The sequence below is a fragment of the Faecousia intestinalis genome, from assembly GCF_040096185.1.
In the GTDB taxonomy this organism is placed as follows: Bacteria; Bacillota; Clostridia; order Oscillospirales; family Oscillospiraceae; genus JAZOXB01.
Genome location: NZ_JBBMFF010000228.1, coordinates 1 through 18,392 on the forward strand (window position 1 = coordinate 1; position 18,392 = coordinate 18,392).

The window sequence follows — 18,392 nt, forward strand, 5'->3', positions numbered from 1 at the left end:
AGGGCGCACCCTTCGCACGTTTGCGAGCCGAGCGGTATTTTCTCCGACGTACACGCCGCCGGAGAAAATGATTCCTACTTTCTTTGCGCTTGCGAGCGCAAACTCTGCGAGGCTTTTGTTCGCATTTTCAATGTGCCTTCGCAAAAAAATATCCCGCAGGGGGAAATTCCTCTGCGGGATATTGAATATGCCGTTACTCGATGGCAATGACATTGCTCTTCGGGAGCTGCTTCTTTGCGGCCTTCGGCAGAGAGATCTGCAGGATGCCGTTTTCGAACTTCGCGCGGATGTCCTCCGGCTCCACATGCTCACCGACATAGAAGCTGCGGCTGCACGCACCGGCGTAACGCTCCTGACGGATGTACTTACCCTTCTTCTCCGGCTCCTCCTTGTCCAGACCCTTTGCGGCCTGAATGGTGAGATAACCGTCCTTCAGCTCCAGATTCACTTCGTCCTTCTTGAAGCCCGGCAGGTCGATGTCAAGCTCATAGGTGTCCTCGGTCTCACGGACGTCGGTCTTCATGAGGTTCTTGCCATGCTTGCCGTACAGGGCATTGAGGCTACGCGGCATTACCATATCAAACGGATCCGAGAAGAAATCATCAAACAAATTTTCACTATAGATGCTGGGCAGCATAAGTCATACCTCCAATCGCTCCGGCCGCCTCCGGGAGAGGCTCCCGTGCAGCCGGGCCTGTATTATGTACCCAATGTGGTTGTGGTTTTGTTCCCTTGGGGGTGGGTTCCTGTCCCCTCTCTCAAGGTTCAACTGTATTATACCACCGTTTTTAGCACTGTCAATAGGAGAGTGCTAATATTCACATAATGCACGATGTTTGTTCACAGTCCGTTCATATTCATCCGTTATTTGGTTATTTTACAGGATTCTTTTTCTGTAAAGAATCGTCATAATACTGCGCCTGCGCGTGCCAGAGGCGGGCATATTCTCCGTTTTTTTCCTGCAGAAGCGCCTCATGCGCGCCGTGCTGGACGATACTGCCTGCCGAGAACACCAGAATTTCATCGCAGAAGCGGCACGAGGCCAGCCGGTGGCTGATATAGAGCGCCGTCTTGCCGCCGGAGATCGCATTGAACTTCCGGTAGACCTCATATTCGGAAACGGGGTCAAGCGCCGCCGTCGGCTCGTCGAGCACGAGGAAGGGCGCATTCTTGTAAAGTGCACGGGCGATGGCGATCTTCTGCGCCTCGCCGCCGGAGATCACCACGCCATGCGGGTCAAAATCGCGGTAAAGCATCGTGTCGAGGCCGTCCGGCATGCGCAAAAGGCGTTCGCCGAGCCCGGCCTCCCGCAGGCAGACCTCCGCCCGCGCGCGGTCAACATCCGCTCCGGCCGTCACATTCTGCCCGAGGGAGAAAGCGAACAGGCGGAAGTCCTGAAACACAACGGAGAACAGCGCCTGATACTCCGCATAGTCATATTTTCGGATATCAACGCCGTTGAGCAGGATCTCGCCCTCCGTCGGGTCATAGAGCCTGCACAGCAGCTTGATGAACGTCGTCTTACCGCTGCCGTTGCGGCCGACGACGGCCAGCTTTTCGCCGATGCGGAACTTCATGCTCACATGGCGCAGCGCATAGGCCTCCGTGTTGGGATAGCGAAAGGACACATCGCGGAATTCCACCTCATAGCGATCGTCATCGCGCTTTTCCACACTGAGCGAGCCCTGATACATGGGGTTTGGGATATCGAAGTAGTCGAGATAGCGCTTCATGTATTCCTCGTTCGTGACGGAAATCCGAATCGTGCGCGCCAGCCCGGAGACGCCCGCCAGCAGCAGCATGATGGAAGAGACATACCGCGCGATGGAGCCGACGGACAGGCCGCCCCGCAGCGCCGCCGCGATCAGGAGCAGATAGACGCCGAACTGGAGCGCATACGTCACAAAATTGGAGAGGAGCCCCATCCACGCAACACCGAAATTCATGGTTCTCTCCCGCCTGCAGAAGTTTTCGTTAAAGTCCCGCTCCTTCTGCAGCAGCGCGGCCCGCATACCGTACAGGCGAATATCCTTGCCGGAGGAATCGTTGCTGGTGTAATCATACAGCTTTTCGCCGCAGATGTTGTCGTCCACACATCCGGCAAAGAACTCGCTGCGCAGTCTGCCGTACCGGCGGCCGGTCAGAACGCTGACCACGGCCGTCAGCACGATGCCCGCCAGCAGCGCCAGCTTTGCCCCGGCGGAGAGCAGGCCGGGCCGGAACAGGGAGAATGTCAGCAGGACGGCGGCCGCGATCTGCACCGCATAGCGGACAAGGCCGCCCGCCGTCACGGCATAGTAATACACATTATAGCCTGTCTGCGTCTCCATCTCGATCCGTTCCCGGAGCAGGGCCGTCTTGCGGTCCTCAATCAGGGCATAGGGCAGATCCATGGCCTTTTCCGCATGCTTCCAGTCAACCAGCCGGTCCAGCTCGGCCTCGCCGACGTCCGCATGCATTTTCAGCAGTGCGCCTGCCAGCCCGACAAGGGCCGCCAGGCCGACGGTGAGCGCAGCATACAGGGCTAGCGTCTTTCCGCCCGCACCGGCCGTCAGGGCATCGATGATCTTAGCCGAAAAATAGATCGGGATATAGGGCGCGATCGCAGTCGTCAGGCTGGAAAACAGGGTACAGAGGAAGTATTTCCGGTCCAGATGACACAGCAGCCGGACCGCGCGGCGGTTCAGATCCCAACGTTCTTTCATGCCTGCTTCCCTCCCTGATAGCCGGGCTGATACCAGCAGCTCTGAATTTCATACAGCCTTGCATATTCTCCGCCCGCCGCAAGGAGCGTTTCGTGCGTGCCCTCCTCGGCGATGCCGCCGTCGCGCAGCAGCACGATCCGGTCGCAGAAGCGGGTCGAGGCCAGCCGGTGCGAGATGAACAGGGATGTCTTCCCTGCCGCCATGCGCCGGTACTGCTCATAGACCTCATTCTCCGCAATGGGGTCAAGCGCCGCCGTCGGCTCGTCGAGCACGAGCACCGGTGCGTCCTTATACAGGGCGCGGGCCATCATGAGCTTCTGTGCCTCGCCGCCGGATAGCTCAATGCCGTCCGGATTCACCTGTTTATCCAGATGCGTATCCATGCCGTGCGGCAGGGCATCCAGCTTTTCTCCCAGCCCGGCCGCGCGCAGGCACCGCTCCGCCCGCTCCCGGTCCACCTCAGGGCCGAAGGCGCAGGCGGCCGTCTCGGCCAGCGAAAAGCAGGCCGTGCGGACCTCCTGAAACACCGGAGCGAACAGTGCCGCATAGTCGTCCCGGCGGAACTCCGCCGCGGGGACGCCGTCGATCCGGATCGTGCCGGATGTCGGCGCATACAGCCCGCACAGGAGCTTGACGAGCGTCGTTTTGCCCGCGCCGTTCAGGCCAACAAGCGCCACATGCTCCCCGGCACGGAGCGTAAGACTGATATCGTGCAGCGTGTCATGTGCCGCCCCGTCATAGCGGAATGATACATGGTCGAACGTGATCTCCGGTGCGTGCTCCCGGTGGTCCGCCGCATGCGCCGTTCCCGTTCCGTCCGTGTCCGGCAGCTCCATAAACTGCCGGTAATCGCTGACCTTCAGGCTGGCGGTCTGCATTTCGTTCCAGGCGGAGATCATGTTGCCGATAAATGTGGCAAAGCCGGAGATGGCGGAAAAATACAGCACGAATTCATCCGGCCGCAGCTCGCCCCGTACCGCCATGACGAGCAGCAGGGTATAGGCCCCGCCGTCGCGCAGCAGGATCACCAGCAGGTCGACGAGACGCCCCAGAAGCAGGCGGCGGTTCAGCCGTGCGGACCACGCGGTATCCTGCCGGAACAGGTCTGAAAACGTCTCGCGCAGCCATGTCGCCATGCCGTAGATGCGGATATCCTTGGCCGCCGCAAAATCGGCAGCATTTTTAGACACATACCGCAGCCTCCGGCCAATGTCCGTCCGCTCCCCGCGGGAGGCGTATTCATAGCGGTTATAGGCCCGGACGCACAACAGGTTGACCAGTGCCGCAAGTGTCAGCAGCACCAACAGCAGTGGACTGATGCGCGAGAGGATCGTGCCGAACAGGGCATAGCACAGGGCATTGCGGATCAGCTCCGTCATCTGGTTCGGGACCTGACACAGCGGCACCTTGCCGTTCATCATATAGCTTGCTTCCTCGGCCCGCTTGCGCTGGTCTCGCGTCTGCTTTTTCTCATAGGTCTGATAGAACATCGCCATGCTCTTCTCCTCCAGGCAGCTGGTCAGATAAAAGCGATAGCGGCTCTCCTGCGCCTCCAGAATGGTCTTGCAGAAATCCCGCAGGCCGACTGCCAGAAACGTGAGCGCGAGCAGGGCGCCGACGGCCAGTGCGGCATGGAGGAACGTCTGTCCTCCCGTCACCTCCGACACGACGAGCGCGGGCAGGCGAAGCTCCGCCCAAGCCAGAAGCACGCCCAGCGGGACGCCGGCCGCCATGACAAAGAATGACGCAGGCGTTCCGCGGAGCATCTGCCGATAGCTCCACACGGCGTTGCTCATAAGACCCCGATAGGGCTTTTTGGTTGATTCCTTCAAGGCATATCGCCCCCTTCTGCTTCCACTGTAGCACACAAGGCCCCAAAAAAGAGAGATCGTGCACCAACTGCTTCCAGCGGTGCACGAATCGCATTCAGCACGCGGCGGGGACGAGGAATTCCGACGTGAATGCGCCGTCCTCGCTGTTGTATTTCACCCAGCCGCCATGCTGCTTCACAATGGCCTCTGCCCGGTGCAGGCCGAAGCCGTGTGCACCGGTCTTCCCCGTCCGGAAGAGGGAGCCAACCTTCTTCTGCTTCTTCCCGGCGCTGTTGAGAAGATAGAAATAGAGCATATCGCCCTTCATCCGCAGAGAAAGGCGGAGGAATTTTTCGCCAGCCGCGCTCCGGCAGCCCTCGATGGCATTGTCCAGCAGATTCCCGATGACAATGCTCAGCTCCAGATCGGTGAGCGACAGCTCCGGCGGCAGATTGGCCTCCGCCGTCACGGCGATCCCGGCGGCGCGGGCCTGCGCGAGCTTGGCTGAAAGAATGGCATCGACGGTCACATTGCCGGTCTTGAGCAGGGTGTCGACCGTCTGCAGGCTCCGGTCCAGCTGCTCGAGGTAGGCGATGGCCCGGTCGACCTGTCCGGCCTCCAGCTGGCCCTTGAGCGCCTGCAGATGGTGGTGGAAGTCGTGCTTATAGCCGCGCATCTCGTTATGGATGCTCCGGACCTCCTCCAGATGCTGCCGCGCCTGCTCCTCCTGCATTTCGACCAGCCTGAGATAGGTTCTCTTCAACATGGCATTTCCTCTGTTTCTGCGGTCCTCAGTTTCTGTCAATGAACGCCCGGTTGATGGCGTCATACTTTCCCCGCGCCAGCGGGACCTCCGCCCCGCCGCGCAGCAGGACGGACGTGCGCCCGATGCGCACCACGGCCTTCAGATTGACGAGGTACGACCGGTGGGTGCGGAAGAAGTCCGCGCTCAGCCGCCCGGCAAAGGCCGAGATGCTCTCGCGGATGCGGTAGTCCGGCCCGGTCGTGTGGAGAACGAGATCATGCAGAAAGGACTCCGCATACAGAAGCTCACTCTCATAGAGCTTCACGTTTCCCTCCTCGCACGCGATCACGACGGACGGCGGCTCGACGGCCAGCCGCGCGGCGGCGCGGTCCAGCACGGTGCGGAGCTTTTCCGCCGGCACGGGCTTGACGAGATAGTGCAGGGCATCGACCTCATAGCCCTCAGCCATGCACTCAAAATGCGACGTGATAAAGATGATCTCCGCCCGGCAGCCCGCGCCGCGCAGGCGCTTGGCAAGGTCGATGCCGCTCATGCCGGGCATTTCGACGTCCAGCAGCAGGATATCCCAGTCGGTATCTCCGGCGAAACGGAACGCCTCCGCGCTCGGGAAGCAGGTCACGGCGCAGGCGCCGTGCGCCCAGTCCGTCACGTCCGCCTGCAGCTGTGCGGCCTGTCCGGCGTCGTCGTCACAGATCGCGATCTTCCAGCCCATGGCTATCCCCCCGTCCTACAAGAAAGCGCTCTGCCGTTATGCGCAGCAGAGCACTTCCGTTATTCTTCCGAATTCTCCGGATCCTTCAAATTCTCCTGCGCAGCTGCGGCATGCAGCTGCTCGGTCTCCTGCTCCAGCGCCTTTTCCTCGCGCTTTGCCTGCAGGAAAAGCCGCACGGCAAGCCAGCCGACGACGACACAGCCGCCGACCAGCAGCACGAGGCCGACGATCAGGGTCGTCAGGCTCGGGGCCTCCGCCCCGCCCGCGCGATAGCTGCGCACGAGCTGCCAAGCCATATACAGCACAACGGCAATGACCGTTCCGTGCATGATGAGCATGCCGGTCGGGTTTTTAATCTTCTTCGGCTCCATCGGTCTTCTCCTCTCCGGCCAGCAGGCTCTCCTGCTTCTCGGGGATCGGCAGGGCCTGCATGCAGGCCTCGAACTGGCTGCGGCTCATCGTCTCGTGCTCCAGCAGCCACTGCGCGATCTCCTGCAGCTTCTCGTGGTGCTCCGTCAGGATCTGCGTGCAGTGCGCATAAGCCTGATCCACGGTCTTGCGGACCTCGGCGTCGATCTCGGCAGCCGTCTGCTCGGAATAGGAACGCGTGCGCTCATAGTCGCGGCCGACGAAGATCTCGCTGTCGTCGTCATAGGCCACGGCGCCGATGCGCTCGTTCATACCGTATTTTGCGATCATATCGTGCGCCAGCTTCGTGGCCCGCTGCAGATCGTTCGAAGCGCCGGTCGAAATGTCGTCAAACTCCAGCTGCTCCGCCACGCGGCCGCCGAGGAGCACGACGATGCGGTCGCGCATCTCGTTTCGCGTGGTATGGAGCGTGTCCTGATCCGGCAGGCTGATCGTCAGGCCGAGGGCATTGCCGCGCGGCACAATGGTGATCTGGTGGACAGGCTCCTGCGTGGGCAGAAAGTATGCCGCAACAGCGTGGCCCGCCTCGTGGATGGCCGTGATACGGCGGTCGCGCTCGATATTGACAAGGCTCCGTTTTTCCGGCCCGGCAATGACCTTGAGGACGGCGTCCTCCATGGTCTGCATCGTAATGACGGGCAGATTCTTCCGTGCCGAGATCAGTGCCGCCTCGTTGAGCAGGTTCTCCAGATCCGCGCCGGTGAAGCCCGCCGTCGCGCGGGCGACGGTGCGCAGGTCGACGTCATCGGAGAGCTGCTTGTCGCGCGCATGGACGCGCAGGATGGCCTCGCGTCCGCCCACATCGGGCGAGTTTACATAAATCTGTCGATCAAAGCGGCCCGGGCGCAGCAGGGCGGGGTCGAGAATGTCGCGGCGGTTCGTCGCCGCCATAACGATGACGCCGTCATTGCTGCCGAAGCCGTCCATCTCCACAAGGAGCTGGTTGAGCGTCTGCTCCCGCTCGTCGTGGCCTCCGCCCATACCGGCGCCGCGGCGGCGGCCGACGGCGTCGATCTCATCGATGAAAATAATGGCAGGGGCACTGCGCTTGGCCTGCTCAAACAGGTCGCGAACGCGGCTCGCGCCGATGCCGACATACAGCTCCACAAAATCCGAACCGGAAATGGAAAGGAACTGCACATTCGCCTCACCGGCCACGGCGCGGGCCAGCAGCGTCTTACCCGTGCCCGGAGGGCCGACGAGCAGCACGCCCTTGGGGATGCGCGCGCCGATGCGGCGGTATTTTGCGGGATCGCGCAGGAAATCGACGATCTCCTGCAGCTCGGCCTTTTCCTCGTCCGCTCCGGCGACGTCGCTGAACATCACCTTGTCGCGGCCGCTGCCCACGCGGGCATTGGCGTGGCCGAACTTCATCATGCCGCCGCTGTTGCGCATGAGCACCATGTAGACGAGCGCGATCATGATGACCGACAGGAGCATCTCCGGCAGCATACGCACATACCACGGTGTCTGGCGCATGGGTACATAGTTATAAGACTGCAGAACACCGCTCTCCTGCTGCTCTGCGATCAGGGTCCCCAGATCCTCATAGAACAGGCCGAGGTCTGCCAGCTTGTGGCTGACGGAATACGTCTCGTTCTGATAGGGCTTGCGCAGCTCGAGTGTCAGCACACCGTTGTCATACTCAAAGGAGCGGACATTTTCGCTGCGGAACTGCTCGCAGACGGTGCTGTAGTTCACATAGGCCGTGTCATCCCGGAAGAACACCTCTGAAATGAGCACGACAGCCACGGCGAACACCACGATATACAGCAGAACGGTAAGCAGTCTGGAACGGTTTTTCAAACTCCCAGCTCCTTTTATTTCGTGTAGACTTCCGGCTTCAGGATGCCGACATACGGCAGATTGCGGTAGTGCTCGTCATAGTCGAGGCCATAGCCGACGACAAATTCGTTCGGGATCGTGAAGCCGACATAGTCCGCCTTGACGTCCGTCTGACGGCGCGAGGGCTTGTCAAGCAGGGTGCAGATCTTCAGGGAAGCCGGGCCCATCTCCCGCAGGTGCGCACAGACATGGCTGAGCGTCACGCCGGAGTCCAGAATATCCTCCAGAATGACGACATGGCGGCCGCGCAGATCCACGGACACATCCTTGAGCATTCTGACCTTGCCGCTTGTGCTCGTGCCGCCGCCGTAGGACGACACGGCCATGAAGTCGATCTGACACTGGATCGGCGTTGCGCGGATCATGTCCGAGAAAAACATCACGACGCCCTTCAGGATGCCCAGGAAAATGGGATCCTTATCGGCATAGTCCGCCGCGACCTGTTTGCCCAGCTCGGCGATGCGGGCGGCAAGCTCCTGCTCACTGATGAGTACGCGTTCAATGTCCTGGTGCATGTCACATTTCCTCTTTCTCTATTCGTAGGATTACAGCCTGCTCTCCGTCACGGGCTGTCCAGCGCGGATCCGCGCCGAAGCCCGCCACTGCGATCACCTGCCCGTCCACCTCGAGCACCGGGACACGGTCCCGGATTGGCTGCGGCAGGCGGCGATCCAGAAAGAGCTTTTTCAGCGTCACGCAGCGGCCGTCCGGCAGCGTGAGCGTGTCGCCCGTTTTCCGCGGGCGAAAAATGGGAATTCTCCCGACCATCTTATCATATTTCAGCGCAAAAGTGAAAGGGGTATTTTGAATTTTTTCGTTTTTTTCTGCAAGCGTGCAGACGGCCCGCAGGCCGAGCGCAGGAAAGTGCACCGTCTGCGCCAGCGGAACGGGCCGGAACACCGGCGGCGTGCCGCGGACAAGCTCCAGCGCGTCATAGCTCCGCCGGACCGTCAGACGGCCGGGCAGATCGGCCCGGGCAGCGGGAGCGGGATTTTCGAGCAGGGCCTGCAGCGCCCGGATGTGGACAAGGGCCGCATCCTGCGGCAGGGCCTCACGCAGCAGGCAGCGCAGCGCCCGGCGCTGCAGCGGCTCCGGGGCCTCGCGCAGCGGCGCGAGCCGCACCCTACGCAGCACGCACGGGTCGGAAAACAGCGGCTCCGGCGCGGGCAGCAGCAGCCGCTCCGCCTCGCGGTCCAAAAGGGCATCGTCCGCCCGCACAAGGGCCGTCAGCTCCGTAACGCGCAGCGGCAGCTCCGGCATCTCGGCCGCCAGCAGGGGCAGCACGCCGTGGCGCAGGCGGTTGCGCTGGCAGCTGTCCTCCGCGTTCGTCGCATCCTCGCGCCAGCCCGTGCCCCGCGCGCGCAGATATTCCCGCGCCTGCGCATGGGAAACGGCCAGCAGCGGCCGCACATAGCGCCCACGGCGCGGCGGGATGCCGCCGAGGCCCCGCAGCCCGCTGCCGCGCAGCAGATGCTGCAGCAGCGTCTCGAGATTGTCCTCGGCCGTGTGAGCGATGGCAACGGCGTCGCACGGGATGGAATCGAGGAAGGCATAGCGCTGCTCCCGCGCCTCCTCCTCGCTGCGGGCAGGCTTTTCCGGCGCGCCGCAGACGAGCTCGATGCCCTCGGCCGCGCAGAACGCGCGCACAAAGGCCTCGTCGCCGTCGGACTCCGCCCCGCGCAGGCGATGGTTGAAGTGCGCCGCCCGCACATAGACGGAAAGCTCCGCCGCCAGCTCGCGCAGGCAGCAGAGCATTGCCATGGAATCCGCCCCGCCGGAGACGGCGCACACGACCTGCGCGCCGGGGGAAAACAGCGCCTCCCGGCGGCACCAGGAAAGGACCTCAGCCCTCATCGTGACGCCACTCCCGGTCGGCGAAGGTCGTAAACTGCGGCAGCCACTGGAGCTTGACCGTGCCGGTCTCGCCGTGGCGGTTCTTGGCCACGATGCACTCGGCGACGTTCTGCTCCGGTGTATCCTTATTATAATAGTCCTCGCGGTAGAGGAACATGACCTCGTCCGCGTCCTGCTCGATGGCGCCGGATTCGCGCAGATCGGACAGCAGCGGGCGCTTGTCCTGGCGGCTCTCGTTCGCACGGGACAGCTGCGACAGGCACAGCACGGGCACGTTCAGCTCCTTGGCCATGATCTTCAGCGAGCGCGAGATGTCCGAAACGACCTGCTGACGGTTTTCGCCGCTGTAGGTCCGGCCGCCCGCGCTGACCATGAGCTGAAGGTAGTCGATGATGACAAGGCAGAGATTATCGAGGCGGCGGCACTTGGCGTTCATCTCCGCGACGCTCAGCGACGGATTGTCGTCCACGCGGATGTCCGTCTGCGAAAGGGCCGTGGCCGCGATGCCGATCTTGCTCCACTCCTCCATGGACAGCTGGCCCGTGACGAGCTTCTTGTTGTCCACAAAGCTCTCGTTGGAGATCAGGCGCGTGACGAGCTGCTCCTTCGACATTTCGAGCGAGAAAAACGCCACGGTCTTCTGCGGGTTCTTTTTTGCGACGTTCAGCGCAACGTTCAGCGCCATGGACGTCTTGCCCATGCCGGGTCGGGCCGCCAGCAGCACGAGGTCGGAGCGGTTGAGGCCATTGATGAACTTGTCAAGGTCGCGCAGACCGGTGGACAGGCCCGAAATGTCGCTGCCGGACTCCGACAGCTCCTTCAGGCGGTCGAAGACCTTCAGCAGCACCGTGCCGATGTGCTCGAGCGACTCGTTCGTGTTGCCGCGCCGCAGGGCATAGATGCGCTTTTCCGCTGCTTCCAGGATCTCCTGCGCCGAGCCGACGCCCTCGTAGACCGTCTCGACGATGCCGGAGGCCGCCTCGGACAGATTGCGCAGCAGCGCCTTGTCATGGACGATCTGCGCATAGCGCTTGACGTTCGCGGCCGTCGGCGTGATCTCCATGAGCTGCATGAGATATTTTGTGGAGCTTTCTTCGTTATAAACGCCCCGGGCGCGCATTTTATCGAGCACGGTGACCGGGTCGATGACCTCCGAATAGCTGAACATCTCGTACATCGTCTCGTAGATCTCGCGGTTCGCCTGCAGGTAAAAATCCTCCGGGCGGACGACGCCGACGACGTCGCTGATGCAGCGGCTGTCAATGAGCATGGAGCCGAGGACGGACTGCTCGGCCTCCTGCGAATGCGGCGCCTGCCTTGTCAGCAGGTCTTCCATGGGCATGGTGCTTCCTCCTTGGTGTTACTGCTCCTTGATCTCCACGCGAAGATCGGCCGTGATCTCATAGCCGAGCTTGCAGCGGACGGTATAGATGCCCGTCGTCTTGATCGGCTCGTCGAGCACGAGCTTGCGGCGGTCGAGCTCAATGCCGCAGCTCTGCTTGAGCGCGTCGGCGATCTCCTGCGTCGTGACGGAGCCGAACAGACGTCCGGCGCCGCCGCCCTTGGCAAAGACGGTCACGGTCAGGTCGCGCATGCGCGCGGCGATGGCGCTGGCTTCCTCGCGCTCGCGCTGGCGCTTTTCCTGCATGGCCTTGTCGTTCATGCGCATGGTGTTGACGTTATCGGCCGTTGCCTCAACGGCCAGCTTGCGCGGCAGCATGTAGTTGCGGGCGTAGCCGTCGGAGACCTCGATCATCTGGCCGCGCTTGCCCTTGCCGCGGATATCCTGCTGTAAAATCACTTTCATGGAAATTCCTCCTGTTTTCCGGTCCGGGTTCTGCCTCAGGACTCGTAGAATTTGTTGATGGACTGCAGAAGCTCGTCGAGCGTCTGCTGCACGGTATGGTTCTTCACCTGCGCGCCCGCCGTTGCGGCGTTGCCGCCGCCGCCCAGCGGCTCGAGGATGACCTGCACGTTCGCATCGCCGAGCGAGCGGGCGGAAATGTAGGTCACGCCGTCCTGCGGATAGAGCACGAACGACGTATCAATGCCGGAGATATTGAGCAGCTCATCGGCGGCCTGCGCCGCAAGCGTGCGCGTGACGGTATAGTCCAGCGCCGCGATGGCGATGCTGCCGCGATAGAGCCGGGCGTTCTGAATGATCCTATAGCGCGCAACGGTGGCGGAAAGGTCGTTCTGGAACAGCTTTTTCACCGCCACGGTGTCCGCGCCGATGCGGCGCAGGAAGGCCGCCGCCTCAAACGTGCGGCTCGACGTGCGCACGCCGAAGTTCTTCGTGTCGAGCACGATACCCGCCAGCAGCGCCGCTGCCTCCTGCGGCAGGATGTCCGTGGCGTCCACGGCGTACTGCAGCAGCTCCGTCACAAGCTCCGAGGCGGACGAGGCAAACGGCTCGTGCATGTTGAGCACGGCCTGATCGATATAATCCGCAGCGCGGCGATGGTGGTCGATGACGACGATGCGGCGGATGGATTCGAGCAGCGGCTTGCATTCGACCTGATCGGGCCTGTTTGTGTCGACGACGACGAGCAGGCTCTTCGGATCGGCCGCGAGCAGAGCCTCCTGCCCCGTCAGGAAAAGGTCGTGATACTCCGCAAGCGGCTGCAGCTGTGCCAGCAGCTGGCCGCAGGCGTTGGCGTCCGGGTCCATGACGATGTTGGCCTTCTTGCCCTTCTTGCGGCACAGGCACGCAACGCCCGCTGCCGCGCCGAGCGCATCGAGATCGGCCATTTTATGGCCCATGATGAACACGCGGCTCGACTGTGTGATAAGCTCGGAAAGGGACGAGGCCATCACACGGGATTTGACCTTCGTGCGGCGCTCCGTCTGCTTCGTGCGGCCGCCGAAGAACGTGAAGTCATAGCGGTCCTTGATGACGGCCTGATCGCCGCCGCGGGACAGCGCCATTTCAATGGATAGGGCGGCAAAATCGTAGTCCTCGCGGAAATCCACGCCGTCCTTGCCGATGCCGATGGACACCGTGGCCGGGATGCCGGTTGGGCTGGTGACGGAGCGGACGCTCTCGAGCAGGGAGAACTTGCCGTCTGCCATGCGGGCCAGATCCTTGGCCTCGAACAGCAGCAGGAAGCGGTTGCGCTCGAGCTTGCGGAGCATGCCGCCGAAGGAATCGGCCCACTCGCTGATGCGCGAGTTCAGCTGGGCGTTCAGCGCGGAAATGCTGACGTCCGGCATATTGTTCGTCAGCTCGTCATAGTTGTCCACCAGTACGATGGACACGATGGGACGGGAGCGGATGTATTCATCGCGCACGAGCAGCAGATCCGTCAGATCGAGCAGATAGAGCATGCCGAGCATGACGCCGGACTTTGGGTCCGCATCCGGCATGACCGTGCCGCTGACACGGTAGCGCCGCCCCTCAAAGCGGAGCTCCGCCGCGGCCTCCTGCTTTCCTGCGGCCAGAAAATCGGCCGACAGGCCCGGGATGACCTCGCTCAGGGACTGGGCGCTCATGCGCTCGCGCACATGCGTCAGCTCTGCGAACGCACGGTTATACCAGACGAGCTCGTTGTCGTTCAGCTTGACGAGGGCCACGGGGAACGGCATCTCGCCGTCCGACGTATGCTGGAGCATCTCGCTCGTGGCCTGCACATAGTCCGCAAGCGCGCGGCGGCGGCGCACGCTGAGCCACTGGTAGCAGCCGAGCAGCAGCAGTGTGGCGCAGCCCTCGGCCACGGCCAGAATATATTCCTGCAGCGCGACAGCGGCGGCGCAGAACAGCGCCATGACGACGAAGAACAGCGCCAGATTTGGCTGCATCAGGCGGCGAAGCTTTTTATTCATCTGCGATCTCCCCTCCCGGCGGCCCGCACGGGCCGTTCGATTCCTGCGATTCGTTTATTATACCAAATTCACACCATATTCTCAACTGGATTTTCCTCCGTTTCATCGAAAAAATCCGTCCCAACGGCGCGCATCCGAAAAAAAGGTATACAACGCGCCGGTTTTGTGCTATACTACCTGCAGAGTCGTGAGGCGGCGTGTGGTCTGCCTCACAGTTTTCCCGCCTCGCGGCGGGGCATCCCCGGTCGAGCACGAGTCTCGTCACAGGTCCGGCCGATGCTCCGTCTTTTCCCGGGTACGGCTGCTCGTTTCGTTTTCCGTCGCGTCTGCATGGCGCTGAGCTGCCCCGTCCGGCCGCTTTCTGCCTGACCTGTGCGTTTTTGCACAGGCCGCAGACCGAGCTTACCCATTTTTCGGCTTTCCGCACCCGCAGAGGCGGGCGGGCTCGTTTTTTCATCGCAGCTGTGCTGCGATTTTGGGTCGAAGGACCCTGTTTTGTCATTGCGAGGCCCCGCAAGGGGCCGTGGCAATCTCGCAGCGTCATTTTTGATCTTTCGATAGATTCCGGCGAATTCGAAACATTTTCCCGAGATTCCCACGCCGCTTCGCTCCTCGGAATGACACAACATCACAGTTCTTCGGCATGCTTGTGTTTTTATCATTAAAGGAGTTGTAATTTTATTGGCAGAAAAACTGAAGATCATTCCGCTCGGCGGTTTGAATGAGATCGGCAAGAACATGACCGTGCTGGAATACGGCAAGGACATGATCGTCGTCGACTGCGGCCTCGGCTTCCCCGAGGACGACATGTACGGCGTGGACCTTGTCATTCCGGACGTCACCTATCTTGCGAAAAACCAGAAGAAGCTCCGCGGCTTCTTCATCACGCACGGCCACGAGGACCACATCGGCGCGCTGCCGTATGTGCTGCAGGCCGTCAATGCCCCCGTGCACGCCACGCCGCTGACGCTGGGCCTCATCAAGCTCAAGCTCGAGGAGCACGACCTTGTGAGCAAGACGCAGCTCGTGACCCATCACCCCGGCGACGTCGTGAAGGCGGGCTGCTTCTCCGTGGAGTTCATCCATGTGAACCATTCCATTGCCGACGCCGTGGCCTTTGCCATCCATACACCGGTCGGCACCGTTATCATGACGGGCGATTTCAAGATCGACCCCACGTCGGAGGACGGCATGACCGACCTCGGCCGCTTCGGCATGCTCGGCAAGGAGGGCGTCTACGCCCTGCTGTGCGACTCGACGAACGTCGAGCGTCAGGGCTACACCCCGTCGGAATCCGTCGTGTCCGAGAGTCTTGACCGCCACTTCAAGGGCTGCAAGAACCGCATCATCGTCACAACATTCGCCTCGAACATGCACCGCATCCAGGCCGTGTTCAACATCGCCCACCGCCACGGCCGCAAGGTCGCCGTCACGGGCCGCAGCATGGAGAACATCCTGAAGGTCGCGACAGAGCTGGATTACCTCCATCTCCCCGAAAACACGCTTGTCGACCTGAACCAGATCAAATCGATCCCGAAGGACAAGCTCGTCATCGTCTCGACCGGCTCGCAGGGTGAGGATATGTCCGCCCTGTACCGCATGGCCTTCTCCAGCCACCGTCAGGTGGAGATCCAGCCGGGTGACCACATCATCATCTCCGCCTCGGCCATTCCGGGCAACGAGAAGTCCATCTCCCGCATCATCAACGAGCTGTACCGCAAGGGAGCGGAGGTCATCTACGACAAGCTTGAGGGCCTGCACGTCTCCGGACACGCCTGTCAGGAGGAGCTGAAGATCATCCACGCGCTGACGAAGCCGAAGTTCTTCATCCCGGTCCACGGCGAGCAGCGCCACCTGCAGAAGCACGCCGCGCTGGCGCGCCAGATGGGCATGAACCCGAAGAACATCCTCATTGCCGACACCGGCTCCGTCATCGAGTGCACGCCGAAGACGTGCAAGCTCGCGGGCACCGTCCCGGCGGGCAAGATCCTCGTCGACGGCACGGGTGTCGGCGACGTCGGCAGCGTCGTGCTGCGCGACCGCAAGCATCTGGCGCAGGACGGCATGATCGTCGTGTGCGTCAACCTCTCGAGCGAGGACGGCTCCGTCCTGTCCGGCCCGGACATCATCAGCCGCGGCTTTGTCTATATGAAGGACAACGAGGACCTCATGGACGCCATGAAGATGATCGCCACGCATTCGCTGGAGGTCTGCCACAACCGCAATATTTCCGACTGGGCGACGATCAAGTCCACGATCAAGGGCGACCTGAGCCAGTTCCTGTTCAAGAACACGAAGCGCAACCCCATGATCCTGCCGGTCATTATGGAAATTTAAAACGATGGCACGCTGCCGCGCGGCAGCGTGCCGTTTTCTATGCAGACATGTGGGAAATGGATAATGGGAAGTGGAAGGTTCCCGCCGCGCTCATACTCTCTTTTCCCTCTCCTGTCAAGCCCCAATTTTTCCGTTCCGGCAAATTCGGCACATCGCTGATTTTTGAAAATTTTCAAAAATTCATGTCTCGTCAGGAAACCTCAAAACCGGCAGCCGCTCCGTTTATTTCCAACTTTTCGGCGGAAAATCCGCACCGCGGAGTTGACATAAGTCCCGTTCCGGCCCGTGTATCCGGTTGCGCGGGATGCGAATGCGGGCAGAGTATTCATGCAATTATGCACCGGTCTTCCGGAGTTTTCCACATGGGCCTGTGCAGGTCAAGTTGTTGACAGGGCGCGGGGTTTTGCACATTGTGCACAGAGTTCTGCACAGGGAGCCTGTGGAAAGACGTGTGCATTGTGTGCATGGGGCGTTGACATAACGCCCGTTTATCGATTTGGGATGAATTGTGCAAAATCATCATAGGAAATTTCCGGGTGCAGCGCGAGGTTGACAGCGTCCGCCGCAACGCGCCCGAGAAAGCGGACCTGCGCGTCGATATCGCGCGGGGTGACGATCATGCCGCGGGGTCCGCCGAGCGTGCCCGCATCGAGCACCGTCGGCACGCCGAGGCAGAACACCGGCACGCCGAGCGTCCGCTTCTGCAGGGCGGCGCGGGCGTTGCCCACGCCGGAGCCGGGCACGATGCCCGCGTCCGAGAGCTGGAACGTGCGGCACAGCCGCTCCGGGGCAGCGGCCGCAAGGGCGTCAACGGCCAGCACGCAGGCCGGGCGCACATGGCGCACAGCCCCGCGCACGAGCTCGAGGCTCTCCATGCCCGTTGTGGCCAGCACGCCGGGCGCAACGGCGCTGACCGGCCGCACGCCGCCGAACTGCTCCGGCAGGTGGCGGATGAGGTGGCGCGTCAGGAACAGCCCGCGCAGGCACAGCGGCCCGAGGGCATCCGGCGTGACGGCTTCGTTTCCGAGCCCGGCCACGAGCACACCCTGCCCCGGCTGCAGGCGCAGCAGCCGCCGCAGCTCCGCCGCCAGCGCCTCGGCTGCCGGGCGGACGTCCCGCGCCAGCGGCGGCAGCTCCAGCGTGACATAGCGCCCGGCGGGCTTGCCGAGCGCGGCCTCGCCCCGGCGGTCGAGAATGTGCACGTCCGTCACGGCAAAGCCGTCCCGCTCGCGCTCACGGGCGCGAACGCCCGCCAGCTTCGTCGTTTTCCCGGCGCTCTTCTCCCAGAGCGCCTTTGCCTCCATGGCAAGGTCCGTCCGGATCCCCATTTTTCCGACATCCTCTCCTTGTGATCTTACCCTTAGTCTGCTCAGAGGCGAAATTTTTTTGCAAAAAAGCAGAAAAAAGGATTGATTTTATGGGCGGACGCCGCTATAATAGATTCCTGCATGAGATTAAAATACATGGGTTTTCGATAAACGCCATTCAGAGGAGGTGGAATCCATGCCCAACATCAAGTCCGCAAAGAAGCGCGTGCTCCTGTCCCGCGAGGCCAACGTGAAGAACAAGATGGCGAAGTCCGCTCTGAAGACCACCCTGAAGAAGTTCGACAGCGCTGTCGTCGCCGGTAACCGCGAGGAGGCCACCGCTGCCTACAAGGCCGCCGTTGTCGCCGTTGACAAGGCTGCCGTGAAGGGGATCCTGCACAAGAACAACGCCGCGCGCAAGAAGAGCAGCATGACGCTGAAGCTCAACGCCATGGCGTAAGCAAATTCGGATCATTCCGCCTGATGGAGTACCTCCATCAGGCTTTTGCTTTCTCCGGGAGAATGCAGGGCCGCCGGATTTGTCATTACGAAGGGCGCTTGCGCCCGTGGCAATCTCGGGCAGGCACTGCCGACCCGTACTGGCTGCCGTTAAAATGGCATGTACCGATTGCGTCTGTAGCGGCGCTCACTGCGCAGCCGTTAGCGGCTTTGCCGCTCTACGGATGCGGCGTGCCCTTTACGGGCGGTGAGCGCCATTGGCAGCTGCAAGTTGGTGTGCACCCTCGTCGACCGCGTAATGCTCCCAAATTTGTCATTGCGAGGCCCCAACGGGGCCGTGGCAAT

General features: G+C 62.0%; 16 protein-coding genes. 3 read left to right on the forward strand and 13 right to left on the reverse strand.

Annotation, left to right across the window (positions count from 1 at the left end; translation table 11 throughout):
- The coding region (locus WMO66_RS08940; protein ID WP_349136059.1) for a hypothetical protein at positions 1 to 210 on the forward strand (210 nt) is incomplete at its 5' end.
- Here the strand turns inward: WMO66_RS08940 and WMO66_RS08945 are convergent.
- The 12 genes from WMO66_RS08945 to WMO66_RS09000 all read right to left on the reverse strand — a co-directional run bounded on the left by WMO66_RS08945 (position 194) and on the right by WMO66_RS09000 (position 13,944).
- Entirely contained in the window at positions 194 to 637 is a 444-nt protein-coding gene (locus tag WMO66_RS08945) for an Hsp20/alpha crystallin family protein (RefSeq protein WP_349136060.1), read from the reverse strand. The genes WMO66_RS08940 and WMO66_RS08945 overlap by 17 nt on opposite strands.
- A 235-nt stretch (positions 638 to 872) precedes the next feature.
- Positions 873 to 2,705 carry an ABC transporter ATP-binding protein gene (locus tag WMO66_RS08950; RefSeq protein ID WP_349136062.1) on the reverse strand — a complete coding sequence of 611 codons (1,833 nt, stop codon included), beginning with the start codon at positions 2,703 to 2,705 and terminating at the stop codon, positions 873 to 875.
- Positions 2,702 to 4,537, reverse strand: coding sequence for an ABC transporter ATP-binding protein (locus WMO66_RS08955; RefSeq protein WP_349136064.1), 1,836 nt, complete (start codon positions 4,535 to 4,537; stop codon positions 2,702 to 2,704). Before WMO66_RS08955 ends, WMO66_RS08950 begins: the two co-directional genes overlap by 4 nt.
- A 94-nt stretch (positions 4,538 to 4,631) precedes the next feature.
- On the reverse strand, positions 4,632 to 5,282 hold the full coding sequence (locus tag WMO66_RS08960; RefSeq protein WP_349136065.1) for a sensor histidine kinase: 651 nt from the start codon (positions 5,280 to 5,282) through the stop codon (positions 4,632 to 4,634).
- Positions 5,283 to 5,307: 25 nt separating this feature from the next.
- Positions 5,308 to 5,994, reverse strand: coding sequence for a LytR/AlgR family response regulator transcription factor (locus WMO66_RS08965; protein ID WP_349136066.1), 687 nt, complete (start codon positions 5,992 to 5,994; stop codon positions 5,308 to 5,310).
- Positions 5,995 to 6,053: 59 nt separating this feature from the next.
- Positions 6,054 to 6,365 (reverse strand): hypothetical protein, encoded by a 312-nt coding sequence (locus tag WMO66_RS08970; protein ID WP_349136067.1) that lies wholly within the window; start codon positions 6,363 to 6,365, stop codon positions 6,054 to 6,056.
- Entirely contained in the window at positions 6,346 to 8,229 is a 1,884-nt protein-coding gene (gene ftsH / locus WMO66_RS08975) for an ATP-dependent zinc metalloprotease FtsH (RefSeq protein ID WP_349136068.1), read from the reverse strand. The genes WMO66_RS08970 and ftsH overlap by 20 nt, the downstream gene beginning before the upstream one ends.
- Before the next feature lie 14 nt (positions 8,230 to 8,243).
- On the reverse strand, positions 8,244 to 8,783 hold the full coding sequence (gene hpt / locus WMO66_RS08980) for a hypoxanthine phosphoribosyltransferase (protein ID WP_349136069.1): 540 nt from the start codon (positions 8,781 to 8,783) through the stop codon (positions 8,244 to 8,246).
- Position 8,784: 1 nt separating this feature from the next.
- Entirely contained in the window at positions 8,785 to 10,122 is a 1,338-nt protein-coding gene (gene tilS, locus WMO66_RS08985; protein ID WP_349136070.1) for a tRNA lysidine(34) synthetase TilS, read from the reverse strand.
- Positions 10,112 to 11,464, reverse strand: coding sequence for a replicative DNA helicase (dnaB, locus tag WMO66_RS08990; protein WP_349136071.1), 1,353 nt, complete (start codon positions 11,462 to 11,464; stop codon positions 10,112 to 10,114). The genes tilS and dnaB overlap by 11 nt, the downstream gene beginning before the upstream one ends.
- 18 nt (positions 11,465 to 11,482) lie before the next feature.
- On the reverse strand, positions 11,483 to 11,929 hold the full coding sequence (gene rplI, locus WMO66_RS08995; protein WP_349136072.1) for a 50S ribosomal protein L9: 447 nt from the start codon (positions 11,927 to 11,929) through the stop codon (positions 11,483 to 11,485).
- Between the two features lie 35 nt (positions 11,930 to 11,964).
- Positions 11,965 to 13,944 (reverse strand): DHH family phosphoesterase, encoded by a 1,980-nt coding sequence (locus tag WMO66_RS09000; RefSeq protein ID WP_349136073.1) that lies wholly within the window; start codon positions 13,942 to 13,944, stop codon positions 11,965 to 11,967.
- A gap of 738 nt (positions 13,945 to 14,682) precedes the next feature.
- Between WMO66_RS09000 and WMO66_RS09005 the strand changes: the two genes are divergently transcribed.
- Positions 14,683 to 16,281, forward strand: coding sequence for a ribonuclease J (locus tag WMO66_RS09005; protein ID WP_417326069.1), 1,599 nt, complete (start codon positions 14,683 to 14,685; stop codon positions 16,279 to 16,281).
- A 488-nt stretch (positions 16,282 to 16,769) separates the two neighbouring features.
- Here WMO66_RS09005 and gpr read toward each other — a convergent pair whose 3' ends face one another.
- Positions 16,770 to 17,609 (reverse strand): GPR endopeptidase, encoded by an 840-nt coding sequence (gpr, locus tag WMO66_RS09010; protein WP_349136076.1) that lies wholly within the window; start codon positions 17,607 to 17,609, stop codon positions 16,770 to 16,772.
- A 175-nt stretch (positions 17,610 to 17,784) separates the two neighbouring features.
- On the opposite strand from gpr, the gene rpsT reads away from it, so the two are divergent.
- Complete coding sequence (gene rpsT, locus WMO66_RS09015; RefSeq protein WP_349136077.1) at positions 17,785 to 18,048, forward strand: 30S ribosomal protein S20; 264 nt, start codon at positions 17,785 to 17,787, stop codon at positions 18,046 to 18,048.
- Positions 18,049 to 18,392 lie beyond the last annotated feature (344 nt).